Source organism: Streptomyces sp. NBC_00691 (assembly GCF_036226665.1).
In the GTDB taxonomy this organism is placed as follows: domain Bacteria; phylum Actinomycetota; class Actinomycetes; order Streptomycetales; family Streptomycetaceae; genus Streptomyces.
Genome location: NZ_CP109007.1, coordinates 4,786,048 through 4,810,473, shown reverse-complemented (window position 1 = coordinate 4,810,473; position 24,426 = coordinate 4,786,048). Strand labels below are relative to the sequence as shown.

Below are 24,426 nucleotides of genomic sequence, written 5' to 3'. Positions count from 1 at the left end.
TCAGGCCTCCGTTCCGGTGCTCTCAGCCGGAGCGGCAGCGGCGGCGGGAGCGTCGGCCTTGGGGGCCTCGGCAGCCGGCGCGGACTGCTGCTGCGGCTTGCGGCCGCGGCCGCCACGCTCGCCACCGCGGCCACCACGGCCGGCCGGGCGGTCGCCAGCGCCGGCACCACGGGCCGGGCGGTTACCCGCACGGGCCGCGGCGTTCTCGGCGCGGACCTCGGCGATGTTCTTGACGTCGCCCTTGTAGATCCAGACCTTCACGCCGATGCGGCCGAAGGTCGTCTTGGCCTCGAAGAAGCCGTAGTCGACGTTCGCGCGGAGCGTGTGCAGGGGCACACGGCCCTCGCGGTAGAACTCCGAGCGGGACATCTCGGCGCCGCCGAGACGACCGCCGCACTGGATCTTGATGCCCTTGGCGCCGGCCTTCATCGTGCCCTGCATGCTCTTACGCATGGCGCGACGGAAGGAGACGCGGGAGGAGAGCTGCTCGGCAACGGCCTGAGCAACCAGCTGAGCGTCCATCTCGGGGTTCTTGACCTCGAGGATGTTCAGCTGGACCTGCTTGCCCGTGAGCTTCTCGAGGTCACCGCGGATGCGGTCGGCCTCGGCGCCACGGCGGCCGATGACGATGCCGGGACGCGCGGTGTGGATGTCCACCCGCACGCGGTCACGGGTGCGCTCGATCTCAACCTTCGAGATGCCGGCGCGCTCCATGCCGGACGTCATCATCCGACGGATGGCGACGTCTTCCTTGACGTAGTCCTTGTACAGCTTGTCGGCGTACCAGCGGGACTTGAAGTCCGTGGTGATGCCGAGCCGGAACCCATGCGGGTTAACCTTCTGGCCCATTACCGGGTTCCTTCCTTGCTGCTGACGACCACGGTGATGTGGCTGGTCCGCTTACGGATCCGGTAGGCACGGCCCTGGGCACGCGGACGGAACCGCTTCAGGGTCGGGCCCTCATCCACGAACGCCTCGCTGATGACCAGCGAAGAGGCGTCGGTGTGGTCGTAGTTGTGTGCAGCGTTGGCGATGGCGCTGTCCAGCACCTTGCCAACCGGCACGCTCGCGGCCTGCGGGGCGAAACGCAGGACCGCCTGAGCCTCCGTGGCATCCATGCCACGGATAAGGTCCACCACGCGGCGGGCCTTCATGGGCGTGACGCGGATGTACCGCGCCTGGGCCCTGGCTTCCATGGTTGTCCTTCCAGTGTCTGTCATGGTCATTCCACCCCGCTACTAGCGGCGCTTCGACTTCCGGTCGTCCTTCACGTGACCCCGGAAGGTGCGCGTCGGCGAGAACTCGCCGAGCTTGTGGCCGACCATCGACTCGGTGACAAACACCGGAATGTGGGTCTTGCCGTTGTGCACCGCGATCGTGTGGCCGAGCATGGCCGGGATGATCATCGAGCGACGGGACCAGGTCTTGATGACGTTCTTGGTACCGGCTTCGTTCTGAGCGTCCACCTTCTTTACGAGGTGGCCGTCAACGAAGGGTCCCTTCTTGAGACTGCGCGGCATCTAAACCCGCTCCTAGCGCTTCTTGTTCGTCTTGCGGCGGCGGACGATGTACTTGCTCGAAGCCTTCTTCGGCGAGCGAGTACGACCCTCCTTCTGACCCCACGGGGAGACCGGGTGGCGACCACCGGAGGTCTTGCCCTCACCACCACCGTGCGGGTGGTCAACCGGGTTCATCGCCACACCGCGGACGGTCGGGCGGACGCCAAGCCAGCGCTTGCGGCCGGCCTTGCCCCAGTTGATGTTCGACTGCTCGGCGTTGCCGACCTCGCCGATCGTGGCGCGGCAGCGGGCGTCGACGAGACGGATCTCGCCGGACGGCATACGAAGGTGGGCCATCGTGCCCTCCTTCGCCAGCAGCTGCACGGAGGCACCAGCGGAGCGCGCGAACTTGGCGCCGCCACCGGGACGGAGCTCGATCGCGTGGATCGTGGTACCGACCGGGATGTTGCGGAGCGCCAGGTTGTTGCCGGGCTTGATGTCAGCGCCGGGGCCGTTCTCGACGCGGTCACCCTGCGTCAGACCCTTGGGGGCGATGATGTAGCGCTTCTCGCCGTCCACGTAGTGGAGCAGCGCGATACGCGCGGTGCGGTTGGGGTCGTACTCGATGTGCGCGACCTTGGCCGGCACGCCGTCCTTGTCGTGACGACGGAAGTCGATCACGCGGTAGGCGCGCTTGTGTCCACCACCCTGGTGGCGAACGGTGATCCGACCGGTGTTGTTACGGCCGCCCTTGCTGTGCAGGGGGCGAACCAGCGACTTCTCCGGCGTGGACCGCGTGATCTCGACGAAGTCGGCTACGGAGGAGCCACGACGGCCCGGCGTAGTCGGCTTGTACTTGCGGATTCCCATTTCTCAGTCCTCGTCCGATTCCGGACGATCCAGACCGCCGTTAGGCGGTCGGACCGCCGAAGATGTCGATACGGTTGCCCTCAGCCAGGGTCACGATGGCGCGCTTGGTGTCCTTGCGCTTGCCGAAACCGGCCTTGGTGCGCTTGCGCTTGCCCTGGCGGTTGATCGTGTTGACCCCGGTGACCTTGACCGAGAAGACCGCCTCGACGGCCTGCTTGATCTGGGTCTTGTTGGAGCCAGGCGCGACGATGAACGTGTACTTGTTCTCGTCCAGCAGTGCGTAGCTCTTCTCCGAGACGACCGGCTTGACGAGAATGTCGCGCGGGTCCGAGAAGGTCTTGCTGGTGACGACGGCCTCAGTCATCAGGCGTCGCTCCCTTCGGTCTCAGCGGTCTGGGGGCCAGACACGAAGGACTCGAGGGCGGCCTGAGTGAAGACCACGTCGTCGGAGACGATCACGTCGTACGTGTTGAGCTGGCCCGGCTCCAGGATGTGCACCTGGGGCAGGTTACGAGCGGACAGCCACGCGGCCTCGTCGGAGCGCTCGACGACCAGGAGCAGGTTCTTGCGCTCCGAGATCTTGCCGAACAGCGTCTTCGCGGCCTTGGTGGAGATCGCACCCTCGACCACGCCGGAGACGACGTGGATGCGGGAGTGGGTGGCCCGGTCCGAGAGGGCACCACGGAGAGCGGCGACCTTCATCTTCTTCGGGGTCCGCTGCGAGTAGTCACGCGGCTGGGGGCCGTGAACGACGCCACCACCGGCGAACTGCGGGGCGCGGGTCGAACCCTGACGGGCGCGGCCGGTGCCCTTCTGGCGGTAAGGCTTCTTGCCACCACCGCGGACTTCGCCACGGCGCTTGGTCTTGTGCGTGCCCTGACGGGCCGCGGCCAGCTGCGCGACGACGACCTGGTGGATCAGCGGAACGCTGACCTTGGCGCCGAAGATCTCCTCGGGGAGCTCGACGGTCCCGGTCTTGTCGCCTGCCGGCGAAAGGATGTCAATGGTGCTCATCGGTTCCTCAAACCCCCTTGGCCGCGGTGCGGACCAGGACGAGGCCACCGTTAGGGCCGGGGACGGCGCCCTTGATGAGCAGCAGACCCTTCTCGGCGTCAACGGCGTGGACGGTCAGGTTCTGGGTGGTCACGCGCTCGTTGCCCATGCGACCAGCCATCTTCATACCCTTGAAGACACGGCCCGGGGTGGCGCAGCCACCGATGGAACCGGGCTTGCGGTGCACGCGGTGGGCACCGTGCGACGCCTTGCCACCACGGAAGTTGTGGCGCTTCATGACACCGGCGAAGCCCTTGCCCTTGCTCTTGCCGGTGACGTCGACCTTCACGCCGGCCTCGAAGAGCTCGGCGGTGATCTCCTGGCCGAGCGTGTACTCGGAGGCGTCAGCGGTGCGGAGCTCCACCAGGTGGCGGCGCGGGGTGACGTCGGCCTTGGCGAAGTGACCCTTGAGGGGCTTGTTCACCTTGCGAGGGTCGATCTCGCCGAAGGCGATCTGGACCGACTCGTAGCCGTCGACGTCGTTCGTACGCACCTGGGTCACGACATTGGGGCCGGCCTTGACGACGGTCACCGGAACGATCCGGTTGTTCTCGTCCCAGACCTGCGTCATGCCGAGCTTCTCGCCCAGGATGCCCTTGATGTTCTTAGCCATCTCGCGCGCCCTCAGAGCTTGATCTCGATGTCAACGCCCGCCGGGAGGTCGAGACGCATGAGCGAGTCAACCGTCTTCGGCGTGGGGTCGAGGATGTCGATGAGGCGCTTGTGCGTGCGCATCTCGAAGTGCTCGCGCGAGTCCTTGTACTTGTGCGGCGACTTGATGACGCAGTACACGTTCTTCTCAGTGGGCAGCGGCACCGGGCCCGCGACCGACGCACCAGTGCGGGTCACCGTCTCGACGATCTTCTTCGCCGAGGAGTCGATGACCTCGTGGTCGTAGGCCTTGAGCCGGATGCGGATCTTCTGTCCCGCCATGGCTACTAGTAGTCCTTTGTCTCGTAACGCTCTGGAACCCGATCGGCTTCGCCTACTGAAAAGCGTTGTCGTGTCTCCGACCCACGCGGTCGGGCGTGTCGCACTCCCTCTACGCAGAAATCCCTAAGGATTTCCCAACCAAGGGGGCACGGTCGCCATGACCGCAGGCCGGGGGCACAACACCCACCGGGCGCCTGGTCGGAACCCCGCTGACGCTTCCCAGAAGATTCCCGTACGTCCGCTCCTGAAAAGGAGCGACGAGTACTGTGGGACTCGCTTCCGGTCCTCCCGACGGGAGGCGCGCAGCATCGGCACTCAACCGAGCAACCCCGACAGTCTGCCATACGGGGCCATCCGGCCGCCAATCGGGAGCGAAGACTGTACCCCACGTCACGTACGGTCATACGCCGGGGCGCACGCGCCGGGGACGGCCGCCCCCCGCCGCCTCACCCCAAGCGCCGTGCCCGCTCCGTGAGATGACGACGTTCCGGAGCGCTGGTCGTACGGCGTGCCGCCTCCCGGTAGGCCTCCGCCGCGGTCTCCCGCTCGCCGAGCAGTTCGAGCAGATGGGCCCGGGTCGCGAGCAGCCGGTGGTGCCGGGCCAGCCGTGCGTCCCGCGCGAGCTCGTCCAGCAGCGCGAGCCCGGCCGCGGGTCCCTCGACCATCGCGACGGCCACCGCGCGGTTGAGCGTGATCATCGGGTTCGGCCCGGTCCGCTCCAGGAGCTCGTAGAGCGCGAGGATCTGCGGCCAGTCGGTGGCCGCGGCGGTCTCCGCCTCGTCGTGCACGGCCGCGATCGCCGCCTGCAGCTGGTACGGGCCGACCTGGCCCCGGGGCAGGGTGGCGCTGATCAGCTCGACCCCCTCCGCGACGAGGCGGCCGTCCCACCTCCCCCGGTCCTGCTCGGCGAGCGGCACCAGTTCGCCCTGCGGGCCCGTCCGGGCCGGCCTGCGGGCGTCGGTGAGCAGCATCAGGGCGAGCAGCCCCGCGGTCTCGGTGTCCTCGGGCAGCAGCCGGTGGAGCAGCCGTCCGAGCCGGATCGCCTCGGTGGACAGCTCGGGCGCGGTCAACTCCTCGCCCGCGCTCGCCGTGTAGCCCTCGTTGAAGATCAGGTAGAGCACGTGCCGGACCTCGGCCAGCCGGGCCGTACGGTCCTCCCCCGGCGGCAGCGTGAGCGAGCCGCCCGCCGCCCTGACCGTCTGCTTGGCCCGGCTGATGCGCTGCGCCATCGTCGGCTCTGGCACCAGGAAGGCGGCGGCGATCTGCGCGGTGGTGAGGCCGCCGACGGCCCGCAGCGTGAGCGCGATCCGGCTGGGCGGGGACAGCTCCGGGTGGCAGCAGAGGAAGAGCAGCGAGAGCGAGTCGTCCCGGTCCTCGCCCGCCGTCTCGTCCGCGGCGCGGGCGAGGAGCTCGGAGTCCGGGGTGGCCAGGGCCACGGCGTCCTCGCGGCGCCGGCGGGCGGCCTCGCTGCGCACCAGGTCGACGAACCTGCGGGTCGCGACGGTGACCAGCCAGCCGCGCGGGTGATCGGGGACGCCGTCCGCCGGCCACTGCCCGGCCGCGGCGATGAGCGCCTCCTGCACGGCGTCCTCGCACAGGTCGAAGGCGCCGTACCGGCGGACGAGCGCGCCGAGGACCTGCGGCGCGTACGTCCGCAGCAGGCCCTCGACCTCGGGGGAGCCGCTCACACCTCGGCCGCGGACTCGTGCAGGACCGGCCACAGCTCGACGGGGTCGGTGTCCGCGAACGGCATGTCCGCGGCGATCTCCTGGGCCCGCTCCTGGCTGTCGCAGTCGAGCAGGTAGAAGCTGGCCAGGTACTCCTTGGTCTCCAGGTAGGGGCCGTCGGTGACCGCCGGGGCGCCGCCCTCACGGCGTACGAGCCGGGCGGTGGCCGCGTCGGCGAGGCCGTACGCGCCGATCAGCTCGCCGCTCTCGCGGTACTTCCTGTTGAAGGCCTCCTGGCGGGCGATCGCCTCGGGCCAGGCCTCGGCGGGGAAGGCGTCCCACTTGGCCTGGTTGCCGTAGATCATCGCGACGTACTTCATGGTGGATGTCCTCCCCGTCCCGCGCGCCCCTGTGGCGTGCTGTCACCCCGTGGTCGGAGCCGAAGTCCGCTCCTCGACATGATCGACAGAAACCTTCGAAGATCTTTTCCCGGTGGCTGAATCCTGCCATTCGACAGCTCGTCCGTACGCAACCCCGGGCATCGAACATTCGTCTTGTTGAGGACCGCAATGCCCAGGGGACGGACCGCGTACGTGACCACAGCACCCCGCCGACGGGCGGTTCTCGCCGCCGCCCTCGCCGTCACCTCGGCCGTCGCCGGGTGTTCCGTGCCGGAGCCGCGCAGGACCGCGCCGACCGTCGACCCCGCGCCCGGCAAGCCGATCGCCTCCGCGCGGACCCGCCGGGCCCTGCTCCTGCAGGTCGCCGCGCACCCCGACGACGACCTGTACTTCATGAACCCCGACACCCAGCGCCTCCTCGACGCCGGGATCCCGCTCGTCTCCGTGTACGTGACCGCCGGCGAGCACACCGGCCGGAACCGGATCAAGGGGATGCCGGACACTCCCCCGGACCGTTCCGCCTACTCCTCGGCACGCCACCAGGGACTCCGGCAGTCGTACGCGGCGGCGCTCGGACTGCCGATGTTCACGCCCTGGCGGCGCGAGGTGCTCCCCCTGCCCGGCGGCCGCCGCGCGGAGATCGACACCCTCGTCCACGGCCGGAGCCGGATCGAGCTGGTCTTCCTCAACCTGCCGATGCACACGAAGCGGCGCTACATGGCCCTGCCGGCCCTCTGGCACGACCGCGCCCTGGAGCTGCGGACCCATCTGTCGGCCGGCTCCCCCGTCACCCGCTCGGACACCTACGACTACGACCAGCTCGTCGGCGTCCTCGTCGGACTGCTCGGCCGCTACCGGCCCACCGTCGTACACACCCTGGACCCCGACCCGGACATCCAGCTCAGCGACGAGGCCACCCGCGACCGGGACTCGGAACAGCCCGGCTACTCGGACCACGGCGACCACACGGCCGTCGCGTCCTTCACCTGGGCGGCGCTGAGCCGCTGGGTCGCGGACGCGGTCCGGGACGGCGAACCGATACCGGCCTTCACGACGACGTCCTTCCGCGGCTACTACAACCGGCACTGGCCGAAGAACCTCCCGCCCCAGGTGCTCGCGGCGAAAGCCGCCCGGCTCGTCCCGTACGGCGGCGACCCGGCCTGGGAGTGCGGCAACCCCTCGGGCTGCGGCGACTACGGCGTCGGCGGCGAACGGCCCCTCACGAACCGCAAGGGCTGGGTCCGCTCCACCCACCACCGCTGGCCCACCGCGGGCCCGGCGCTCGCCGAGCGGCCGGACGGCCGCCTCGCCGCGTACGGGGTGCTCGGGCTGCGTGCGGTCCGCTGGGAGGAGTCGGCGTCCGGCGTCTGGGGCGAGCCGACGGACCTCGGCGGCGGCCCGCTCGCCCCCGCCCTCGGCTCGGCGGTCCTCCGCGACGGCCGCGTCCTGCTCTTCGGGGTGCGGTTCTCCGCGATCGACGGACACGGCGGGCGGAACCGGCGTGAGCTGGTGCTCCTGGAGCAGCGCTCCCCCGGCGGCCCGTTCCTGGCCTGGAGCGGACTGGGGAATCCCGAGCGCACGGACGACCGGGGACGCCGGGTCGGTGCGCCGGTGGCGATCGCGGCGCCCGACGGCCGGGTCCATCTCTTCGTACGGAACGCGGACAGGAACGTGTCGACCCGGGTGCGGGCCGCGGACGGCTCCTGGGGCCCCTGGCGGACGCTCCCCGGGGCCGCGGAGGTCCAGGACGGACTCGCCGTGTCGCTCGACTCGACAGGCCGGGTGCATCTGCACGCGGCGGGCCGGGACTCCGTACGGCACTGGGTGGACGGGATCGAGCGGACGGAGCCGCTGCCGCTCTCCGGCTCCACGGTGGCCTCGGCTGGCGGCGACCTCTACTACCGGCGCCCGGCCACCGGGGAACTCCTCGGGCCCGGGGGCGACGCCGGGCTGGACGGCTACGGAGGTGTGGTCGCCGCGCGCTCCGCGACGCTGGGGACCGTACTCCTGGGCACGGACGCGGACGGCCGGGTGCGGCTGCGGACCGGGGACCGGGTGCGGACCCGCACGACGGGGACGCCCGCGGTGTCCGCCGCGCTGCACCTGCGCGCGGACCGGGCGGCCGTGGTGGGCCTCGGCGCGGACGGGCACCCGTGGAGCTGGCGGCCGTAACCCCTCCGGACATGCGAGAAGGCCCCGCACCGAAAGGTGCGGGGCCTTCTCTTGCAGCTCGTGGAGCTACCGGGTCACTTCAAGATCAGGCAGTGATCTTGACGACCTGGCCGGCGCCGACGGTCCGGCCACCCTCACGGATGGCGAACTTGAGGCCCTCCTCCATGGCGATGGGCTGGATCAGCTCAACGCTCATGGAGGTGTTGTCGCCCGGCATGACCATCTCGGTGCCCTCGGGGAGGGTCACGACGCCGGTCACGTCCGTGGTACGGAAGTAGAACTGCGGGCGGTAGTTGTTGAAGAACGGGGTGTGACGGCCACCCTCGTCCTTCGACAGGATGTAGGCCTGGGCCTCGAAGTTCGTGTGCGGCGTGACCGAACCCGGCTTGATGATGACCTGGCCGCGCTCGACGTCCTCGCGCTTGATGCCACGGAGGAGCAGACCGACGTTCTCACCGGCCTGGCCCTCGTCGAGCAGCTTGCGGAACATCTCGATACCGGTGACCGTGGTGGTGGTCTTCTCGGTCTTGATACCGATGATGTCGACGGTCTCGTTGACCTTCAGGACACCGCGCTCGATACGACCGGTGACGACCGTGCCACGACCGGTGATCGTGAAGACGTCCTCGATCGGCATGAGGAACGGCTTGTCGACCTCACGCTCGGGCTGCGGGATGGACTCGTCCACGGCGTGCATGAGGCCGAGGAGCTTCTCGCCCCACTCCTTGTCACCCTCGAGCGCCTTGAGCGCCGAGACGCGGACGACCGGAAGGTCGTCGCCCGGGAAGTCGTACTCGGAGAGGAGCTCACGAACCTCGAGCTCGACGAGCTCCAGGATCTCCTCGTCGTCCACCATGTCGGCCTTGTTCAGGGCGACGACGATGTACGGAACGCCGACCTGGCGGGCCAGGAGCACGTGCTCCTTGGTCTGCGGCATCGGGCCGTCGGTGGCGGCGACCACGAGGATGGCGCCGTCCATCTGCGCGGCACCCGTGATCATGTTCTTGATGTAGTCAGCGTGACCCGGGCAGTCGACGTGCGCGTAGTGACGCGACTCCGTCTGGTACTCGACGTGCGCGATCGAGATCGTGATACCGCGCTGGCGCTCCTCGGGAGCCTTGTCGATCTGGTCGAAGGCCGAGGCCTCGTTCAGGTCCGGGTACGCGTCGTGCAGCACCTTGGTAATGGCGGCCGTGAGGGTCGTCTTACCGTGGTCAATGTGACCGATGGTGCCGATGTTGACGTGCGGCTTAGTCCGCTCGAACTTTGCCTTCGCCACTGAATCCTCCTGCGGAGTGGTTCTGTACGCCTTGCTCATCGGCGCCAGGTGATCTTTGCTGGGATGCCATCCGTCGGGGCCCGGTTCCTCGGGTTCCGGGGGCCGAGCCCCGACGACTGGTGTCAAGCCTAAAGCGTTAACTCGGGAGAGTTATTCGCCCTTGGCCTTCGCGATGATCTCCTCGGCGACGTTCCGCGGAACCTCGGCGTAGGAGTCGAACTGCATCGAGTAGCTTGCGCGACCCGAGGTCTTGCTGCGGAGGTCTCCGACGTAGCCGAACATCTCCGAGAGGGGCACGAGGCCCTTCACGACGCGAGCGCCGCTGCGCTCCTCCATGGCCTGGATCTGGCCACGGCGGGAGTTGATGTCGCCGATGACCTCGCCCATGTAGTCCTCGGGCGTGGTGACCTCGACGGACATCATGGGCTCGAGGATGACCGGCGAAGCCTTCCGCGCGGCCTCCTTGAAGGCCTGCGAACCGGCGATCTTGAACGCGAGCTCGGAGGAGTCGACCTCGTGGTAGCCACCGTCGAGAAGGATGACGCGGACGCCAGTCATCTCGTAGCCGGCCAGGATGCCGAACTGCATGGCCTCCTGCGCACCCGCGTCGACCGAAGGGATGTACTCCTTCGGGATGCGGCCACCGGTGACCTTGTTCACGAACTCGTACGAGGCGTCGCCGTCCGTGATCGGCTCGATCGCGATCTGCACCTTGGCGAACTGACCGGTACCACCGGTCTGCTTCTTGTGGGTGTAGTCCACGCGCTCGACGGTCTTGCGGATCGTCTCGCGGTACGCGACCTGCGGCTTGCCGACGTTCGCCTCGACCTTGAACTCGCGACGCATGCGGTCGACGAGGATGTCGAGGTGAAGCTCGCCCATACCACCGATGATGGTCTGGCCGGTCTCCTCGTCCGAGTGCACCTGGAAGGAGGGGTCCTCCTCCGCGAGACGCTGGATGGCGACACCCAGCTTCTCCTGGTCACCCTTGGACTTGGGCTCGATGGCGACCTGAATGACCGGCGCCGGGAAGTCCATGGACTCCAGGATGACCGGGTTCTTGTCGTCACACAGCGTCTCACCGGTGGTGGTCTGCTTGAGGCCCATGACGGCGACGATGTCGCCGGCGCCCACCGAGTCGATCTCCTCACGCTTGTTCGCGTGCATGCGGTAGATCTTGCCGATGCGCTCCTTCTTGCCCTTGACGGAGTTCAGCACCGCGGTGCCGGCCTCCAGGCGACCGGAGTAGATCCGGACGAAGGTGAGCTTGCCGAGGTGCGGGTCGCTCGCGATCTTGAACGCGAGGGCCGACAGCGGCTCGTCGTCGGACGGCTTGCGCTTCACGACGAGCTCGGCGTCCTTGACGTCGTGGCCCTCGATGGCCTCGACGTCCAGGGGCGACGGGAGGTAGCGGACGACAGCGTCGAGCAGGGGCTGAACGCCCTTGTTCTTGAACGCGGTGCCACAGAAGACGGGGGTGATCGTCTTCTCGCCGCCACCCTTGCCGGAGGAGATGGTGATACGACGGACAGCCGCGTAGAGCTGCTCCTCGGTGGGCTCGACGCCCTCGAGGAAGAGCTCCATGAGCTCCTCGTCGTTCTCCGCGACGGTCTCGACCAGCTTCGCGCGCCACTCGTCGGCGAGCTCGGTGTGCGAGGCCGGGATGTCGACGACGTCGTACATCTCGCCCTTGCTGGCCTCGGCGGACCAGACAAGCGCCTTCATGCGGACCAGGTCGACAACGCCCTGGAAGTCCATCTCGGAGCCGATGGGGAGCTGCATGACGATCGGGACGGCGCCGAGGCGCTCCACGATCATGTCGACGCAGCGGAGGAACTCGGCACCCGTACGGTCGAGCTTGTTGACGAAGCAGATACGCGGCACGCCGTAGCGGTCCGCCTGTCGCCAGACAGTCTCGGACTGGGGCTCGACGCCGGCCACACCGTCGAACACGGTGACAGCACCGTCGAGCACGCGCAGCGAACGCTCCACCTCGACGGTGAAGTCGACGTGACCCGGCGTGTCGATGATGTTGATCGTGTGATCGACATTCTCGAGCGGCCAGTGGCAGGTCGTCGCGGCAGACGTGATCGTGATGCCGCGCTCCTGCTCCTGCTCCATCCAGTCCATCGTGGCAGCGCCGTCGTGGACTTCACCGATCTTGTACGAAACGCCGGTGTAGAACAGGATCCGCTCGGTGGTGGTCGTCTTGCCCGCGTCGATGTGAGCCATGATGCCGATGTTGCGCACCTTGGCAAGGTCAAGCGAAGTGGTAGCCATATCGGCTCAGTCTTCTCTCGGTCTCGATGTGGGTTGCGACTACCAGCGGTAGTGCGCGAAGGCCTTGTTGGACTCGGCCATCTTGTGCGTGTCCTCACGCTTCTTGACGGCCGCACCGAGGCCGTTCGAGGCGTCGAGGAGCTCGTTCATGAGGCGCTCGGTCATGGTCTTCTCGCGACGGGCGCGGGAGTAACCGACGAGCCAGCGGAGGGCCAGCGTGGACGCGCGGCCCGGCTTGACCTCGATCGGCACCTGGTAGGTGGCGCCACCGACACGGCGGGACTTGACCTCGAGGGCCGGCTTGACGTTCTCGAGAGCGCGCTTCAGCGTGATGACCGGGTCCTGGCCGGTCTTCTCGCGAAGACCCTCCATGGCGCCGTACACGATGCGCTCGGCGGTGGAACGCTTGCCGTCCAGCAGGATCTTGTTGATCAGCGAGGTGACAAGAGGAGAGCTGTAGACCGGGTCGATGATGACCGGGCGCTTCGGGGCGGGGCCCTTACGAGGCATTCTTACTTCTCCTTCTTGGCGCCGTAGCGGCTGCGAGCCTGCTTACGGTTCTTGACGCCCTGCGTGTCGAGGGAACCGCGGATGATCTTGTAGCGAACACCCGGCAGGTCCTTCACACGGCCACCACGCACGAGCACGATCGAGTGCTCCTGCAGGTTGTGACCCTCACCCGGGATGTAGGCCGTGACCTCGATGCCGGAGGTCAGACGCACACGCGCGACCTTACGGAGGGCCGAGTTCGGCTTCTTCGGGGTGGTCGTGAACACACGCGTGCAGACGCCGCGACGCTGAGGGGAACCCTCGAGTGCGGGCGTCTTGTTCTTCTCGACCTTGTCCTGCCGGCCCTTCCGGACCAGCTGCTGGATCGTAGGCACTACTTCTCCGGTTTCTGTGTGCCGTCGGTGAAACTAACCTGAAACATTCGCCGACCCACGCGGTCGGGTGTGTCGAATCTCGCGCACCCCTCCGCCAGGCGGAGAAGGCTCGGATCACGGTGGCCGATATATGACTCGCCTTGCGGTTGAGGACACGCACGCGAGCCCAGGCACACCCCAGGCACAAGGCTTGAGCGTACCTATCGCATGGACTCCGGTCAAAACAAATGCCCACGCGCACGTGGTCCCGGCCGGGGAAGGCCGGGACCAGGCAAGATCGCGTCGGGCCGGGGCCGCCCAGGGGCGGGACCCGGGCCCTCCCGGGCGGGACCGGGGTCAGTCCCGGGCCGTGCGGCGGGGTTCGGGGGCCTCGGTGGCGCCCTCCGCCGCCGTGTCGGGCTCCAGGAACTGGTTCACGACCTTGACGAAGACGCCCATGCGGTCGTCGGGGACCCCCAGCCAGCGCGCGAAGTCCTCCATCGACGGCTGCCAGTCGCTCGGCGGCAGCAGGTCCGCCGCCATCGGGAGCTCCTCCGGGCTCACCCGGCCGGACCGGATCAGCATGTCGCGGACCGAGACCCCGAGCAGCGGGGCGATCCTGCGCATGGTCTCCAGGTCGGGCATGCTCTGCCGCTGCAGCAGCCGCGTCACGGCGGCCCGGTGCACCCCGGCCTCGTCCGCGATCCGGGACTTGCCGCCGCCGCGCGGGCTGTCGATGTCGTAGCCGCGCTGTCGCATCAGGCCTTCGACCCAGCCTGCGAACTCATCCAGCCCACGAGTGGTCATGTACAGCTCCTCACTCCACTCCTCCAGGCGGCCAACTCTAGCGTGCTTGCGCGCACAGAATTACTAGGTTTCGGGGACGCAACGTGTCGAAACGATGAAGGTCACCCCGGGGGCGCCTCGCAAATTTGTTGCGCGCCCGCACGCAACATGTAACTCTGGCTCGCCGCCGCACTCGTCGGCCCCCTGAGCCCCAACGGCCCCATCGGTCCCATGGAGTTCGGGGAGCCCCGGACCGTGGAGAACCTCTTGTTCCTGTTCGACCCCACCCCTTGGCAGGCCGACGCCGCGTGCGCCGGTCTCTCCCCGTCCGTCGTCTTCGCCCGCCGCGCCAAGGAGGCGGCCCCGGCGCTGCGCGCCTGCGCCGGCTGCCCCGTCCGCCGCGAGTGCGAGACGGCGGTGGCCCCCGCAGAGAGCTACTTCGACGGCGTCTGCGCGGGCCGGCTCTGGCGCAACGGGCGCCCGGCGGACCCGGCCCGCGTGGCGAAGGCCGTCGCCCTCACCCCGACGCTCGCCCGGACCGGCCGCCGTGGCTGACCGCACGCCCCCCACCGCGTCCGTCGAGCCCGTGCTGCGCGACATCGCGCTCTGGACCGCCTCCCTCGTGCGCCAGTTCCCCGAGCTCGCCGAGGAGCTCGCGCCCGGCCGCCGCGGCCCCGCGGGGAGTGCCCCGGTCCCCTCCCCCGCCGGCCGGGACGAGCAGATCCGCGAGGAACGCCGCGAGGCGCTGCTCCTCCAGCAGCGGCACGGTCTCTCCGTCCCCGGCCACGGCGCCGCCCCGATCCGGCTGCACGTCTCCGACGCGATCCGCGACATCTCCGACGGAGTGGTGGAGCTGGAGGAGGCCGTCCGCGCCCGGCTCGCGCTGCCGCGGCCGCCCCGCGCCGGGGTGATCGACCGGCTCCGCCGGGTCGTGGGGCTCCTCGACGCGATCGCCGCCGACCCGGACCTCGCCCGGCACGTACGGGACGAGATCCGCCGGATGGCCCGGCGCTGCGCCCGGACGCTCGGCGACTCGGAGACGGTCGTACGGGTGTCGGGCCGCTGCCCCTGGTGCGACTCGGTGTCGCTGCGGGCCTTCCCCGACCGGCGCGCGGTGCTCTGTGTGAACCCGGCCTGCGTGTGCGTGGACGAGGCGTGCGGCTGCCAGGACGATCCCGCCTACCGGCACCTGTGGCCGGAGCGGGAGTGGGCGGAGCTCGCGGCCGCCGCCGGCTCCCGCGCCGAGGAGATCGAGGCGGCGATGGACGACCCGAAGGAGACCTCATGCTGAGCTCGCCCGCCCTGCCGGCCCTGATCCCCGGGCCGCTCGCCGCCGAGGAGGCCGGCGTCGCCCCCGCGACCATCCGCAAGTGGGTCCAGCTCGGTCATCTGCGGGCCGCCGGGAAGGCGGGCCGGGCACAGCTCTTCCGCCTGGAGGACGTGTTCGCCGCCGAGCGCGTGGCCCGCCGCCGGTCCCGTACCGCCTGAACTCCCCTCGTACGAGCAGCGCCCCCCGTCCGTGAAGGACGGGGGGCGCTTTCGCGTGCCGCTCGTCAGGCCGCCAGGAAGCGGTGGAGCGAGGCCGTGAAGGCGGCGACGAACCGTTGGCGGGTCTCCTCGGGGACGCGGTCCAGGGAGAGATAGGGGTTGAGGTCCTCCAGTTCGACGAGGAGCAGCTCGCCGCCGGGGGCGCGGCAGGCGTCCACGCGCTGGATGCCGTGGTCGAGGGTGTTCCAGTCGACGAAGCGGCGGGCGAAGGCGAGGTCCTCCTCGGTGGGCTCGTACGGCTCCAGGACCCAGCGGCGTGCGGGGTCGGGGGCGTGGAGGGCGTACTGGAAGCGGTCGTCGACGAAGTAGAAGGAGACCTCGTACCGGAAGTCGACGCGCGGCTGGACGAGGAGGCCGTCGTAGGCGAGGCCGGGGAGTTCCCCGGGGGCGAGGAAGCGCAGTCCTATGGAGTCGGCGCCGGCCTTGGGCTTGACCGCGTACTCGGCGGCGGCGGGCAGCAGATGGAGGTCCTCGGGCCGGTCGACGGTGGGGATGACGGGGTACCCGGCGGCGGTCAGGTCGAGCAGGTACTGCTTTCCGGCCATGTCGCCGCGGCCGTGGAGCGGGTTGTAGACGCGGGTGCCTCCGGCCAGGGCGCGCTCGCGGAAGGCGTCGTACTCCTTCTGGTAGCCGATGACGGGGCCGCTGTTGCGCACGACGACGGCGTCGAAGGCGTCCATGAGGGCGGTGGCGTCGAGCGGGTGGCAGAGCGCCAGGTCGAAGCTCTCGCGCAGCCGGGCGGTGAGGTGGATGTCCTCGTCGCAGTAGCGCCGTCCGCGGGCCGGGTAGGCGAGGTCGGTGACGTACAGAAGGCGGGGGCGGGCGGCGGGCACGGGGCGGCTCCTCGGTAGGTGGCCGCCAACCTATCGGGCGCCCGCGCGGGGCTCGCGGGGCCCGTACGGAAGGGCGGAGGGGCCGGGCGGAGGGCCGCGTGCCGAGCGTCGGACGGAAGCACGCACCGAACTAGTTGCGTGCGCGCACGCTCTCTGTCACAGTTGGTGCAGCGGCGGAGCTGCGCCCGAACGACGGGCGGCGGCTTCGCCGTTCGCCGTCCGGGCACGCTGCCGCGCCCCCCCCTCCCGCGGAGCGACCCGGGCGGCGCCCCGTACCGCGTCCCTCTTCCGAGCCCTTCGAGGAGAACCGTCATGACCACTCCCCCGAGTGCGTTCCCGGACGTCGAGAAGCTGGTCGTCGACGTCCTCAAGGCCGACCCGGCGCTGGCCGGCGTCACGGTCGCCGCACAGGCGCCGGCCGGCTTCGACGGCACGCAGAACGCCGTCCTGGTGAACCGCCGCGGCGGCGCCTGGATCGGCGACCTGCACGTCGACAAGCCGCTGATCGAGTTCGAGGTGTACGCGCCGACCAAGAGCGCGGCCCACGTCCTCGCCAACGCCGCCCGCCGGGCCCTGCTCGCCACCCTCGGCAAGCAGATCGGCGCCCACTTCGTCAGCGACGCCGAGGAGCAGGACGGGCCGCGCTGGATGCCCGACTACCTCTACCGGGGCGCCAACCGCTACCTCTGCGTGATCCGGCTCTCGCTGAACGTCTTCTAGACGCTCGCCTCCCCCGGCGTCCTCCCGACGCCCCCACAGACCAGGCCCCGCCGTCCGGCGGGGCCTTTGCCGTACCCGGACGACGTCCGGACGGCAGCCCTCTCACCAAGGAGAAACACACCATGGCAGGAAACAACTCGGCCGAGATCCGCGTCGCCGGCGTAGGCAAGCTCTACGTGGCCAAGGTCGGCACCGCCGTGCCGTCCTTCGGCGCGGGCGACTCCTCCGCCGACTGGACCGGCTGGACCGACCTCGGCTTCACCACGGGCGACGGCGTGACCTTCTCCAAGAAGGACAAGCTGGAGGCCATCGACTCGTGGCAGTCGGTCTCCCCGATCCACTACATCTACTCGGCCCGTGACCTCTCGCTGAAGTTCTCGATGCTCCAGTTCAACGAGGACACGCTGCCGTTCTTCATGGGCGGCGGGAAGGTCGAGCCGGAGCCGTCCGCGTCGGCCGAGACCTTCAAGTACGAGATCGCCGAGCGTCCGTACGCCGACGCCCGCGCCCTCGGCCTGGAGTTCACCGACGTCAAGGCCGGTGGCACGACCGCCGTCACGTACCGCTTCATCATCCCGCGCGGTCAGGTCACCGCCTCCGACGACATCAAGCTGGCCCGCAAGGCGGCGTCCACGCTGGGCCTCACCTTCTCGGCCATGTCGAACGGCGACGGCAAGCCGCTGGCGACCTTCCTCATGAAGGACGGCCAGTACGGCGCGGCGGTCTGATCCCCTCCCCACCCGGGCGGGACGGCGCACCCGCCGTCCCGCCCCCCTCTCCTCACTCACCCGAACAAGGAGTACGCATCACCATGGCCCGCTTCGACGTCAACGCCGCCCGCGCCCAGCGACAGGAGGCCCACGGCCGCGCCTGGTCCTTCGAGCTGGACGGCGAGAGCTACACCCTTCCGACCGAACTGAGCCGTGCGACGGCCAAGGCGCTGCGCACGCTCGACGACAACGACGTGGACGGCCTGCTGGCGCTCCTGATGGGTGAGGAGCAGTTCGCGCGCTTCGAGCAGCACGACATCACCATGCAGGACATCGCCGCGATCCTCGAGGCCTACGGCAAGGAGACCGGGCTCGGCCTGGGGGAAGACTGAGCCTCGTCGAGTTCGTCGAAGAACACGCCGAGGCCCTTGAGGCGGACCTGCTCCGCTACTACTCCGCCGACCTCCTCGACTGGCACCGGGGTGAACTGTCCAGCCGGCGGCTGATGGTCATGGTGAAGCACCTGCCGCGGGACGGCGCCGTCCAGCGCGAGCTCCACGGCGAGGCCGCGGAGTGGTCCGTCACCGACCATCTGCTCGCGGCCACGGTGGACCATCTGGCCGTGGCGAACTGGATGTTCGCCTGCGTCAACACCGGTGAGGACGACGACCCGCCGGAGGCTCCGGCTCCCGTGCCGCGGCCGGGCGGGTCCGCGGACGAGGACGGCGCCGAGGAGGCGGACGGGCGCGGGGACGTGTCCGTCGCGGCGGACGAAGGGCCCTCCCACCACGCCCTCGCCCGGTTCTTCGGGTGATCCCGCGGCCCCCGGAGCCCCTTCCCCGTCAGGGAGGGGGCTCCGGGGGCGCTTCTTCCCGTGTCCGCTCGGCGGTCATGTCCTTCTCCAGGGCCCTGGCCCGGTCGGACAGCCGCTGTCCCCTGCTCGCGCGCGACTCCGGTTCGGCGGGATCGGCGTCGCGCCGGTCGACGGGCGGTCCCACCTGGGCCGGCACCCCGGCCAGCGGCGGGACGATCGGCCGGCCGCCCTTGCGGCGCACGACCTTCCGTACCGGCTGGGCGTTGCGGCGGGCCCGGCTCTCCTGGGCGGTCACCAGGAGGTCCGGCTCCGGCTCGGATTCGGACTCCTTGCGGTGCTCGGGCTCCGGCTCGGGCTCGGGCCGCCGCGCGGGTGCCGGGCGCGGCTCGGACCGCGGCCCGGGTACGGGGCGCGGCTCGGGGTCGGCGCGGTGCCCGGGGTCGGCCCGCTGTTCGAACATCTCGCGCTCCCTGCGGACGCGCTCCTCGGCCTCGACCACCGCCGCGGGCGGTTCGAGGAGCCAGGCGAAGGGAAGTGCGATGACCCTGGCACCGCCGTCCGGGCCGGCGTCCGTGCGGCGTTGGGGGCGGCGGACTCCCCGCGCGTCCCCCTGGCCCTGCGCGTAGGCGTCGGCGACGCGCTTCTCGTACTCCTGGCGGATACGGGGCAGTTCGTCCGAGACGGCCTCGGCCCAGCCGGCGGTGAACGCGGCGGTCTCCCGGCGGTCGATCTCGGCCCGGGGGAGCACGACGAGCTCTCCTGGGGCGTGTCCGTGGACGTGGACGAGCTCCGAGAGGTGCGCGAAGAGATGAGGCAGATCGGGGTGGGCCGCGAGCCAGTCGACGACCCGATCCCGGCGGCCAGCGCCCGGCTCCGTATCCATGCGTCAGTACTGCCTTCCAGCCCCCTGGGGTCCCCCGCGCGCCCCTCGCGCCCCTCATCCCCCGAAGTGGTCGGGTCCGGGGAACGCACCTTCCAGATTACCTGGTCGAACACAAGGCCGTTTCAGACGCCAACCTGTCTTGAAATCACGCAGGAAGACACACCGTCAGGGGTTTCTGGCTCGACAAACATCGAACAGATGTTCCACACTCTGTTCGCACAGAAGTTCGAATACGTGGTGCCCCCGCTCGTCACTCCGCGGCGCCGCCACAACCGCACGGGCAAGCAACCGGAAGGCAGGCGTCCATGACCCAGCAGGCCGAGGCATCGCAACCGCGGATCCCTCTCCAGGACCGCCTCCGCCAGCTCCTCGACGGACCCGTCGCCCTCGACAAGAGAGCCCTGCTCGGCACGCTGTACGCCGAGGTCTCCCGCTACGAGACCCTCGCCTACGCCGCGGGCTGGAACGACGCCCTCGCGACGGTGCGACGCGGCCCCCGCCGGGACGACGACGCCTAGCCGCGCCGACTGCCCCCGCACGAACGAGCCCCTGCCGTTACCGGCAGGGGCTTTTCGGCGCTTGGCCCTCACCGGCCGGAAGCGGAGCAGACATGACGAAGACACCCGACGATCTCTCCACCGAGATCACCGCCCTCAAGACCTACCTCACGAAGTCGGACAGCAGCCCGCTGGTCACGGAGCAGTACCTCCAGAAGCAGCTGCCGGAGCAGTGGACCGAGCGCTTCAAGTCGATGTACGACGAGCTCACCAAGGCGAAGAAGTCCGAGTTGCTCGAAGCCATGGGACTCGACGGCTTCGGCGCCGCCCTCGAGAAGTTCTACGAGAACAGCGAGAACCCGGACAACAAGTGGGGCTGGTACCTCGCCTCCGCCGTCGCGGGCCTCATGATCCCCGCGATGGGCCTCATCCTCACCGCCTGGGTCATCAAGATCCAGCGCGACATCCAGCAGCTGCCGGCCCGGCTGATGGGCAACGCCGACGGCCGCGTCCTGGCCACCTCCGACACCGGCCGCGGCATCCGCCTCCAGAACCGCACCGATGTCGAGAACCGGGAGGACGCCGCCGCCGGCGGAATGGCCTCGGTCCCGCGGAACGCGAACTTCGACGCCCTGCGCGCCCAGCTGGAGGCGATCAACCCTCACATGAGGGAGTTCAACACCCTGGCAGGTCCCTTCAGGACGAAGTTCAACGAACTGCCGAAGGCCTCCGCGATGGCCAAGGCCGCCGACGCCGTCGGACGGATCAACACGGCCGTCAAGGAAGCCGATCCGGCCAAGATCGGGACGGTCGCCACGGCGGCCGAAGCTCTCGTCAAGGCCGTCAAGGACTACGACCCCAAGAAGGTCCCGGACCCGAAGAAGCTCGACAAGCTCAACGCCGCCATGGTCGAGGCCAACCCCGCACAGGTCCAGGCGATGGCCAAGGCGACCGGGAAGCTCGCGAGCGCGCAGCGGCACTTCGACCCGAAGAAGCTCCCGAAGGCCCGCGGCCTGGAGTCGGCCGCCCGGGCCGCCGAACGGCTCGCACGCGCCGGCGGCGAGGTGGCCTCCGCGTTCAACACCCTCAGGATCAAGGCCCAGGAGACCACTCGGGCCCTGGAGGCCTGAGCCCCACCCACCCCGAAAGGAGGTAACCCATGGCTCTCACCAGTTCCATGAAGAAGGCGTCCGACTCCCTGCGGAACCTCAAGACGCAGGCCACCGGCGCCGCGACCTCGGTCAAGAAGGTCGGCGACGCGGGCAACTCGGCGAACGGTCAGCTCAAGAACCTCAAGACCGGCGCCCAGGGCTCCAGCACCCAGCTCAAGAACCTCAGGACCGCCTCGGACCAGGCCGAGAAGTCGATGACGAAGGCCGGCCGCACAGCCGAGTCGGCCGGCACGAAGATGGGCAGGTACGAGTCCGGCGCCGGCAAGGCCGCCAAGGGCCAGGACAAGCTCAACAAGTCCATGAAGGGCAATCTCCTCGCCCGCCTGGTCGAACTCTTCATGCCGCTCATCGAGAAGATCGTCGCGATGGCGATGCAGTCGAAGACGATGCAGAAGGTCCTGAAGAAGGCCTTCGACGCCGTGAAGACCGTGATCAGCGCGGTCATGAAGGCGATCGGCCCGATCATGAAGAAGGCCGGACAGCTGATCAAGACCGTCTGGAACGGCATCAAGACGGCGATCTCCACCGTCGTCAAGGCCGTCGCCACCGTCATCAAGACCTACGTGACGATCTGGAAGACGGTCATCACCACGGTCATGAAGGCGATCAAGACGGTCATCAGCACCGTCTGGAACGGCATCAAGGCCGTCATCACCCCCGTGGTGAACTGGATCAAGAGCGCCATCCCGAACGCCTTCAGCGCCGTCAAGGACAAGATGTCCTCCATCTGGAACGGCCTCAAGGACATCGCGTCCCGGGCGTTCGAGGGCATCAAGAGCGGTGTGTCCGGCCCGATCAACGCCGTCATCGGCCTGATCAACCGGATGATCAGAGCCGTCAACGGCGTCAAGGTCAGCGTCCCCGGCTGGGTGCCGGTCGTCGGCGGCAAGACCTTCGGCGTCAACATCCCGACCATCCCCATGCTCGCCACCGGCGGTGTCGTCATGCCCCGCAGCGGCGGTGTCCCGGCGATCCTCGCCGAGGCCGGCGAGGCCGAGGCGGTCCTGCCGCTGTCCAAGCTGGACCGGCTGCTGGCCCTGACCGCCCGGCGCGCCCGCATGAGCGCGCAGCTGCAGGCGGGCACGGGCGGCGGGGGTGCCGGACTGCACATCGAGCACTACCACGCGGCCCGCACCAGTGATCCGCAGTCCACGGCGGACGCGCTGATGTACCTGGCGAAGGCACGCGGATGAGTGCCGCCGCGGCCTTCCCGAACCCGTTCGCCGGCGCCCTGCCGGTGATGAGCTCCCTCAAGCGCGGTCTCGGTCAGGCGGGCGACGGACTGAAGCGGCTCCGGGAGGACGCCGTGCGCGCGGCCGGCGGCATGGACAGGTTCGCGGCCGGTCTGCGCACCGCCGGCACCTCCGTACGCGGCCTCGGTACCGGTGCGTCCGGCGCCGCGGACTCCGTCCGCCGCATCCAGCGGTCCAGGGCCGTCACCGGCGTGCGGAGGATCGGGACCGCGGCGGGCAGGGCGAGAACGGCCGCCGGGAGGCTCGGCCCCGCGGTCGGCGGCGTCCTCGGGCTCCTCCTCCCACTGCTGCCCGTCGCCGACGTGGTCACCAGGCTGATGGACACCTACGGCACCGTCATGACCGTCGCCTCCCTCGCCATGACCGGCGTCAACCTCGCCATGCGCGCCAACCCGATCGGCTTCCTCGCCGGCATCCTCGTACCCGTCGCCGCCTGGCTCATCGAGTACGCGATGCAGACCGAGACCGGCCAGAAGATCATGCGGCAGGTGTTCCAGGCCGCGTTGAAGGGCTTCCAGTCGGTCTGGACGTTCCTTCAGCCGGTCGTGAAGCTCATCGGGCAGGCCGTCGGCACCTACGTCAAGGCGTACGTGACCCTGTTCACGACCGCCCTGAAGATCGTCGGCTCCGGCATCAGCGGCATCTCCAGGGTCCGCACCACCGTCACCTCCGCCTCCAACGCCCTGCGCGGCATCGCCTCGCGCACCGTCGGCGGGATCAAGAACGCCGTCAAACCGGTGCTGTCCTTCATCACCGACAGGATCCCGGGCTTCTTCCGGCACGCGAAGGACGCCGTCGCCCGGGCGCTGCGGGGCATGGGCGATCTGGTCAAGGGCGCCCTGAGCGCCGTGCTCGGCGTCGTCAAGGGCCCGATCAACGGGCTCATCGCCTTCGCCAACTGGATCATCGACGGGCTCAACAAGCTGAGCGTGAACATCCTCGGCAAGAAGTTCGGCGTCGACATCGACAAGATCCCGATGCTCGCCGAGGGCGGTGTCGTCTTCCCCGGCGCCGACAGCGCGCCGCGCATCGACCCCCTCACCGTGCTCGAGCACCGGCGCGTCCCGGCCCTCACCGAGACTCCCCGGCAGCCCCACCGCATCGCGGAGTTCCACGAGGAGCCGGGCGCCGGCCCGCGGTCGACCGCCGAGGACCTGCTCTTCCTCGTCGCCGCGTACAGCTGACGTCCCTGCTCAGCCCTCTCACCCGACAGCCCCTCAGAAGTGAGGTGACGGCCCCATGGCCGAGACCACAACCACATACGCCGGAAGCAATCTCACCGCCGACCACGCGCCCGGCTCACTGATCACCCAGGACGGGCAGATCCAGTGGGCCGGGCTTCTCATCGGCCCCGGCACACCGTTCAACGTCGACCGGTCCGGACTCCAGGGCTGGGAGGACCTGCCCGAGTACGACTCCTCCGACGCCGACCGGCCCACCTCGCACGGCGCCTGGCCCGGCTCCCGCTACGCCAAGCCGCGCAAGATCGGCGGCACGATCGTGCTGATGCCGGAGTGGAGCCAGACCGGCGAGGCCGTCCGCGCGCTGCGCCAGGCGCTCGCCCTGCTCGACGAGGAACGCTGGCTCACCGTCCGCCTGCACGGCGAACTCCTCGCCGTACGCGCCCGGATCGCCCAGCGCGTGGTCCCCGCGGACCAGGGCTTCGCCACCCAGGGCAGCTCGAAGATGTCGATCCAGTGGCTGGCCTCCGACCCGCGCCGCTACGCCGTCAACGAGCAGTCCTCCTCCACCACCCCGCCGCAGCCGGAGACCGGCCTGACCTGGTTGCCGAACGGGCTGACCTGGCCGCTCGACTGGGGCCAGGCCAAGTCCACCGGTGACGCGGTCGCCGAGAACACCGGCTCCGCCGCCACCCATCCGGTGATCGTCTTCCGCGGCCCCTGCTCCATGCCGACCGTCACCGAGCGGGTCAGCAAGCGCCGGCTGCGGTACGCCATCGACCTGGCCGCCGGTGACGAGCTCGTCGTCGACACCGTCAACGGCACGGTGATGCTCAACAACACCGCCTCCCGCCGTCACACCGCGATGGCCGACTCCAGTCCGGAGGAGCTGTTTCTCCTCGAACCGGGCCGCACGGAGCTGTCGTTCCGGCCCGACGCGTCGACCCCCGAGGCCCTGATGACGATCCGCTGGCGCAGCGCCGAATGGTGACCGCGGCCGCCTCCCCCTCCC

At 69.7% G+C, this 24,426-nt stretch carries 30 protein-coding genes; 13 read left to right on the top strand and 17 right to left on the bottom strand.

Going from position 1 to position 24,426, the window contains the following annotated elements:
- The 10 genes from rpsC to OG392_RS21790 all read right to left on the bottom strand — a co-directional run bounded on the left by rpsC (nucleotide 1) and on the right by OG392_RS21790 (nucleotide 6,402).
- Nucleotides 1-849 (bottom strand): 30S ribosomal protein S3, encoded by an 849-nt coding sequence (gene rpsC / locus OG392_RS21835; protein WP_017239578.1) that lies wholly within the window; start codon nucleotides 847-849, stop codon nucleotides 1-3.
- Entirely contained in the window at nucleotides 849-1,196 is a 348-nt protein-coding gene (rplV, locus tag OG392_RS21830) for a 50S ribosomal protein L22 (RefSeq protein WP_056552397.1), read from the bottom strand. The genes rpsC and rplV overlap by 1 nt, the downstream gene beginning before the upstream one ends.
- Nucleotides 1,197-1,238: 42 nt before the next feature.
- Complete coding sequence (rpsS, locus tag OG392_RS21825; RefSeq protein ID WP_015035577.1) at nucleotides 1,239-1,520, bottom strand: 30S ribosomal protein S19; 282 nt, start codon at nucleotides 1,518-1,520, stop codon at nucleotides 1,239-1,241.
- Nucleotides 1,521-1,532: 12 nt separating this feature from the next.
- Nucleotides 1,533-2,369 carry a 50S ribosomal protein L2 gene (gene rplB / locus OG392_RS21820; protein WP_030318653.1) on the bottom strand — a complete coding sequence of 279 codons (837 nt, stop codon included), beginning with the start codon at nucleotides 2,367-2,369 and terminating at the stop codon, nucleotides 1,533-1,535.
- Nucleotides 2,370-2,409: 40 nt separating this feature from the next.
- Nucleotides 2,410-2,733, bottom strand: coding sequence for a 50S ribosomal protein L23 (rplW, locus tag OG392_RS21815; protein WP_024755407.1), 324 nt, complete (start codon nucleotides 2,731-2,733; stop codon nucleotides 2,410-2,412).
- The gene (rplD, locus tag OG392_RS21810) at nucleotides 2,733-3,383 is read right to left on the bottom strand and encodes a 50S ribosomal protein L4 (protein ID WP_231072450.1); all 651 of its coding nucleotides are present in this window, start codon (nucleotides 3,381-3,383) and stop codon (nucleotides 2,733-2,735) included. Before rplD ends, rplW begins: the two co-directional genes overlap by 1 nt.
- 7 nt (nucleotides 3,384-3,390) lie before the next feature.
- Complete coding sequence (gene rplC, locus OG392_RS21805) at nucleotides 3,391-4,035, bottom strand: 50S ribosomal protein L3 (protein ID WP_148005762.1); 645 nt, start codon at nucleotides 4,033-4,035, stop codon at nucleotides 3,391-3,393.
- An 11-nt stretch (nucleotides 4,036-4,046) separates the two neighbouring features.
- On the bottom strand, nucleotides 4,047-4,355 hold the full coding sequence (gene rpsJ / locus OG392_RS21800; protein WP_003948644.1) for a 30S ribosomal protein S10: 309 nt from the start codon (nucleotides 4,353-4,355) through the stop codon (nucleotides 4,047-4,049).
- A 446-nt stretch (nucleotides 4,356-4,801) separates the two neighbouring features.
- A complete protein-coding gene (locus tag OG392_RS21795) occupies nucleotides 4,802-6,043 on the bottom strand; it encodes an RNA polymerase sigma factor (protein WP_329281964.1) in 1,242 nt (413 codons plus the stop codon).
- The gene (locus tag OG392_RS21790) at nucleotides 6,040-6,402 is read right to left on the bottom strand and encodes a YciI family protein (RefSeq protein WP_329281962.1); all 363 of its coding nucleotides are present in this window, start codon (nucleotides 6,400-6,402) and stop codon (nucleotides 6,040-6,042) included. Before OG392_RS21790 ends, OG392_RS21795 begins: the two co-directional genes overlap by 4 nt.
- Before the next feature lie 189 nt (nucleotides 6,403-6,591).
- Between OG392_RS21790 and OG392_RS21785 the strand changes: the two genes are divergently transcribed.
- On the top strand, nucleotides 6,592-8,595 hold the full coding sequence (locus OG392_RS21785; RefSeq protein ID WP_443054834.1) for a PIG-L family deacetylase: 2,004 nt from the start codon (nucleotides 6,592-6,594) through the stop codon (nucleotides 8,593-8,595).
- Between the two features lie 85 nt (nucleotides 8,596-8,680).
- On the opposite strand, the gene tuf is transcribed toward OG392_RS21785, so the two are convergent.
- The 5 genes from tuf to OG392_RS21760 form a co-directional block, all read right to left on the bottom strand.
- Entirely contained in the window at nucleotides 8,681-9,874 is a 1,194-nt protein-coding gene (tuf, locus tag OG392_RS21780) for an elongation factor Tu (protein WP_329281957.1), read from the bottom strand.
- 150 nt (nucleotides 9,875-10,024) lie between these two features.
- Nucleotides 10,025-12,154: an elongation factor G gene (gene fusA / locus OG392_RS21775; RefSeq protein WP_329281955.1), complete on the bottom strand. Its 2,130-nt coding sequence runs from the start codon at nucleotides 12,152-12,154 to the stop codon at nucleotides 10,025-10,027.
- Nucleotides 12,155-12,193: 39 nt separating this feature from the next.
- Nucleotides 12,194-12,664, bottom strand: a complete 471-nt coding sequence (gene rpsG / locus OG392_RS21770; protein ID WP_015035567.1) for a 30S ribosomal protein S7 — start codon at nucleotides 12,662-12,664, stop codon at nucleotides 12,194-12,196.
- A gap of 2 nt (nucleotides 12,665-12,666) precedes the next feature.
- Nucleotides 12,667-13,038, bottom strand: a complete 372-nt coding sequence (gene rpsL, locus OG392_RS21765; RefSeq protein ID WP_003948652.1) for a 30S ribosomal protein S12 — start codon at nucleotides 13,036-13,038, stop codon at nucleotides 12,667-12,669.
- Between the two features lie 336 nt (nucleotides 13,039-13,374).
- Complete coding sequence (locus OG392_RS21760) at nucleotides 13,375-13,824, bottom strand: helix-turn-helix transcriptional regulator (RefSeq protein ID WP_329281952.1); 450 nt, start codon at nucleotides 13,822-13,824, stop codon at nucleotides 13,375-13,377.
- A gap of 234 nt (nucleotides 13,825-14,058) precedes the next feature.
- On the opposite strand from OG392_RS21760, the gene OG392_RS21755 reads away from it, so the two are divergent.
- Genes OG392_RS21755 through OG392_RS21745 form a run of 3 tightly spaced genes read left to right on the top strand, consistent with a single transcriptional unit; the run spans nucleotide 14,059 to nucleotide 15,291 of the window.
- The gene (locus OG392_RS21755; protein WP_329281951.1) at nucleotides 14,059-14,358 is read left to right on the top strand and encodes a WhiB family transcriptional regulator; all 300 of its coding nucleotides are present in this window, start codon (nucleotides 14,059-14,061) and stop codon (nucleotides 14,356-14,358) included.
- Nucleotides 14,351-15,094 carry a hypothetical protein gene (locus OG392_RS21750; RefSeq protein WP_329281949.1) on the top strand — a complete coding sequence of 248 codons (744 nt, stop codon included), beginning with the start codon at nucleotides 14,351-14,353 and terminating at the stop codon, nucleotides 15,092-15,094. Before OG392_RS21755 ends, OG392_RS21750 begins: the two co-directional genes overlap by 8 nt.
- Nucleotides 15,088-15,291: a hypothetical protein gene (locus OG392_RS21745; protein ID WP_015035563.1), complete on the top strand. Its 204-nt coding sequence runs from the start codon at nucleotides 15,088-15,090 to the stop codon at nucleotides 15,289-15,291. Before OG392_RS21750 ends, OG392_RS21745 begins: the two co-directional genes overlap by 7 nt.
- 65 nt (nucleotides 15,292-15,356) lie before the next feature.
- Here the strand turns inward: OG392_RS21745 and OG392_RS21740 are convergent, their stop codons facing one another.
- Nucleotides 15,357-16,184 carry a hypothetical protein gene (locus tag OG392_RS21740; RefSeq protein WP_329281944.1) on the bottom strand — a complete coding sequence of 276 codons (828 nt, stop codon included), beginning with the start codon at nucleotides 16,182-16,184 and terminating at the stop codon, nucleotides 15,357-15,359.
- 312 nt (nucleotides 16,185-16,496) lie between these two features.
- On the opposite strand from OG392_RS21740, the gene OG392_RS21735 reads away from it, so the two are divergent.
- The 4 genes from OG392_RS21735 (at nucleotide 16,497) to OG392_RS21720 (ending at nucleotide 18,428) form a co-directional block, all read left to right on the top strand.
- A complete protein-coding gene (locus tag OG392_RS21735) occupies nucleotides 16,497-16,904 on the top strand; it encodes a hypothetical protein (protein WP_329281943.1) in 408 nt (135 codons plus the stop codon).
- 122 nt (nucleotides 16,905-17,026) lie between these two features.
- Nucleotides 17,027-17,632 carry a phage tail tube protein gene (locus OG392_RS21730; protein WP_329281942.1) on the top strand — a complete coding sequence of 202 codons (606 nt, stop codon included), beginning with the start codon at nucleotides 17,027-17,029 and terminating at the stop codon, nucleotides 17,630-17,632.
- A gap of 83 nt (nucleotides 17,633-17,715) precedes the next feature.
- Nucleotides 17,716-18,006, top strand: coding sequence for a hypothetical protein (locus tag OG392_RS21725; protein ID WP_329281940.1), 291 nt, complete (start codon nucleotides 17,716-17,718; stop codon nucleotides 18,004-18,006).
- 113 nt (nucleotides 18,007-18,119) lie between these two features.
- Nucleotides 18,120-18,428 carry a hypothetical protein gene (locus tag OG392_RS21720; protein WP_329281938.1) on the top strand — a complete coding sequence of 103 codons (309 nt, stop codon included), beginning with the start codon at nucleotides 18,120-18,122 and terminating at the stop codon, nucleotides 18,426-18,428.
- Between the two features lie 28 nt (nucleotides 18,429-18,456).
- On the opposite strand, the gene OG392_RS21715 is transcribed toward OG392_RS21720, so the two are convergent.
- Nucleotides 18,457-19,311 carry a hypothetical protein gene (locus OG392_RS21715; RefSeq protein WP_329281935.1) on the bottom strand — a complete coding sequence of 285 codons (855 nt, stop codon included), beginning with the start codon at nucleotides 19,309-19,311 and terminating at the stop codon, nucleotides 18,457-18,459.
- Between the two features lie 305 nt (nucleotides 19,312-19,616).
- Here OG392_RS21715 and OG392_RS21710 point away from each other — a divergent pair, with 305 nt between their 5' ends.
- The 5 genes from OG392_RS21710 (at nucleotide 19,617) to OG392_RS21690 (ending at nucleotide 24,405) form a co-directional block, all read left to right on the top strand.
- A complete protein-coding gene (locus OG392_RS21710) occupies nucleotides 19,617-19,829 on the top strand; it encodes a hypothetical protein (protein ID WP_329281932.1) in 213 nt (70 codons plus the stop codon).
- 92 nt (nucleotides 19,830-19,921) lie between these two features.
- Entirely contained in the window at nucleotides 19,922-20,938 is a 1,017-nt protein-coding gene (locus tag OG392_RS21705) for a hypothetical protein (RefSeq protein ID WP_329281930.1), read from the top strand.
- Nucleotides 20,939-20,967: 29 nt separating this feature from the next.
- A complete protein-coding gene (locus OG392_RS21700) occupies nucleotides 20,968-22,173 on the top strand; it encodes a phage tail protein (RefSeq protein WP_329281928.1) in 1,206 nt (401 codons plus the stop codon).
- Entirely contained in the window at nucleotides 22,170-23,417 is a 1,248-nt protein-coding gene (locus OG392_RS21695) for a tape-measure protein (protein WP_329281926.1), read from the top strand. The genes OG392_RS21700 and OG392_RS21695 overlap by 4 nt, the downstream gene beginning before the upstream one ends.
- 55 nt (nucleotides 23,418-23,472) lie before the next feature.
- Complete coding sequence (locus tag OG392_RS21690; RefSeq protein WP_329281923.1) at nucleotides 23,473-24,405, top strand: phage distal tail protein; 933 nt, start codon at nucleotides 23,473-23,475, stop codon at nucleotides 24,403-24,405.
- Nucleotides 24,406-24,426: the final 21 nt, after the last annotated feature.

What these genes read in the sequence shown, in the direction of transcription:
- OG392_RS21695 (WP_329281926.1), top strand. Translation starts at nt 22,170, where the DNA reads ATGAGTGCCGCCGCGGCCTTCCCGAACCCGTTCGCCGGCGCCCTGCCG.
- OG392_RS21725 (WP_329281940.1), top strand. Translation starts at nt 17,716, where the DNA reads ATGGCCCGCTTCGACGTCAACGCCGCCCGCGCCCAGCGACAGGAGGCC.
- OG392_RS21785 (WP_443054834.1), top strand. Translation starts at nt 6,592, where the DNA reads ATGCCCAGGGGACGGACCGCGTACGTGACCACAGCACCCCGCCGACGG.
- rplB (WP_030318653.1), bottom strand. Translation starts at nt 2,369, where the DNA reads ATGGGAATCCGCAAGTACAAGCCGACTACGCCGGGCCGTCGTGGCTCC.
- OG392_RS21705 (WP_329281930.1), top strand. Translation starts at nt 19,922, where the DNA reads ATGACGAAGACACCCGACGATCTCTCCACCGAGATCACCGCCCTCAAG.
- OG392_RS21745 (WP_015035563.1), top strand. Translation starts at nt 15,088, where the DNA reads ATGCTGAGCTCGCCCGCCCTGCCGGCCCTGATCCCCGGGCCGCTCGCC.
- OG392_RS21710 (WP_329281932.1), top strand. Translation starts at nt 19,617, where the DNA reads ATGACCCAGCAGGCCGAGGCATCGCAACCGCGGATCCCTCTCCAGGAC.
- OG392_RS21720 (WP_329281938.1), top strand. Translation starts at nt 18,120, where the DNA reads ATGGTCATGGTGAAGCACCTGCCGCGGGACGGCGCCGTCCAGCGCGAG.
- rplW (WP_024755407.1), bottom strand. Translation starts at nt 2,733, where the DNA reads ATGACTGAGGCCGTCGTCACCAGCAAGACCTTCTCGGACCCGCGCGAC.
- rpsJ (WP_003948644.1), bottom strand. Translation starts at nt 4,355, where the DNA reads ATGGCGGGACAGAAGATCCGCATCCGGCTCAAGGCCTACGACCACGAG.
- rpsS (WP_015035577.1), bottom strand. Translation starts at nt 1,520, where the DNA reads ATGCCGCGCAGTCTCAAGAAGGGACCCTTCGTTGACGGCCACCTCGTA.
- OG392_RS21735 (WP_329281943.1), top strand. Translation starts at nt 16,497, where the DNA reads ATGACCACTCCCCCGAGTGCGTTCCCGGACGTCGAGAAGCTGGTCGTC.
- rpsG (WP_015035567.1), bottom strand. Translation starts at nt 12,664, where the DNA reads ATGCCTCGTAAGGGCCCCGCCCCGAAGCGCCCGGTCATCATCGACCCG.
- rplC (WP_148005762.1), bottom strand. Translation starts at nt 4,035, where the DNA reads ATGGCTAAGAACATCAAGGGCATCCTGGGCGAGAAGCTCGGCATGACG.
- OG392_RS21760 (WP_329281952.1), bottom strand. Translation starts at nt 13,824, where the DNA reads ATGACCACTCGTGGGCTGGATGAGTTCGCAGGCTGGGTCGAAGGCCTG.
- rplD (WP_231072450.1), bottom strand. Translation starts at nt 3,383, where the DNA reads ATGAGCACCATTGACATCCTTTCGCCGGCAGGCGACAAGACCGGGACC.
- rplV (WP_056552397.1), bottom strand. Translation starts at nt 1,196, where the DNA reads ATGGAAGCCAGGGCCCAGGCGCGGTACATCCGCGTCACGCCCATGAAG.
- fusA (WP_329281955.1), bottom strand. Translation starts at nt 12,154, where the DNA reads ATGGCTACCACTTCGCTTGACCTTGCCAAGGTGCGCAACATCGGCATC.
- OG392_RS21700 (WP_329281928.1), top strand. Translation starts at nt 20,968, where the DNA reads ATGGCTCTCACCAGTTCCATGAAGAAGGCGTCCGACTCCCTGCGGAAC.
- OG392_RS21790 (WP_329281962.1), bottom strand. Translation starts at nt 6,402, where the DNA reads ATGAAGTACGTCGCGATGATCTACGGCAACCAGGCCAAGTGGGACGCC.
- OG392_RS21690 (WP_329281923.1), top strand. Translation starts at nt 23,473, where the DNA reads ATGGCCGAGACCACAACCACATACGCCGGAAGCAATCTCACCGCCGAC.
- OG392_RS21715 (WP_329281935.1), bottom strand. Translation starts at nt 19,311, where the DNA reads ATGGATACGGAGCCGGGCGCTGGCCGCCGGGATCGGGTCGTCGACTGG.
- rpsC (WP_017239578.1), bottom strand. Translation starts at nt 849, where the DNA reads ATGGGCCAGAAGGTTAACCCGCATGGGTTCCGGCTCGGCATCACCACG.
- OG392_RS21730 (WP_329281942.1), top strand. Translation starts at nt 17,027, where the DNA reads ATGGCAGGAAACAACTCGGCCGAGATCCGCGTCGCCGGCGTAGGCAAG.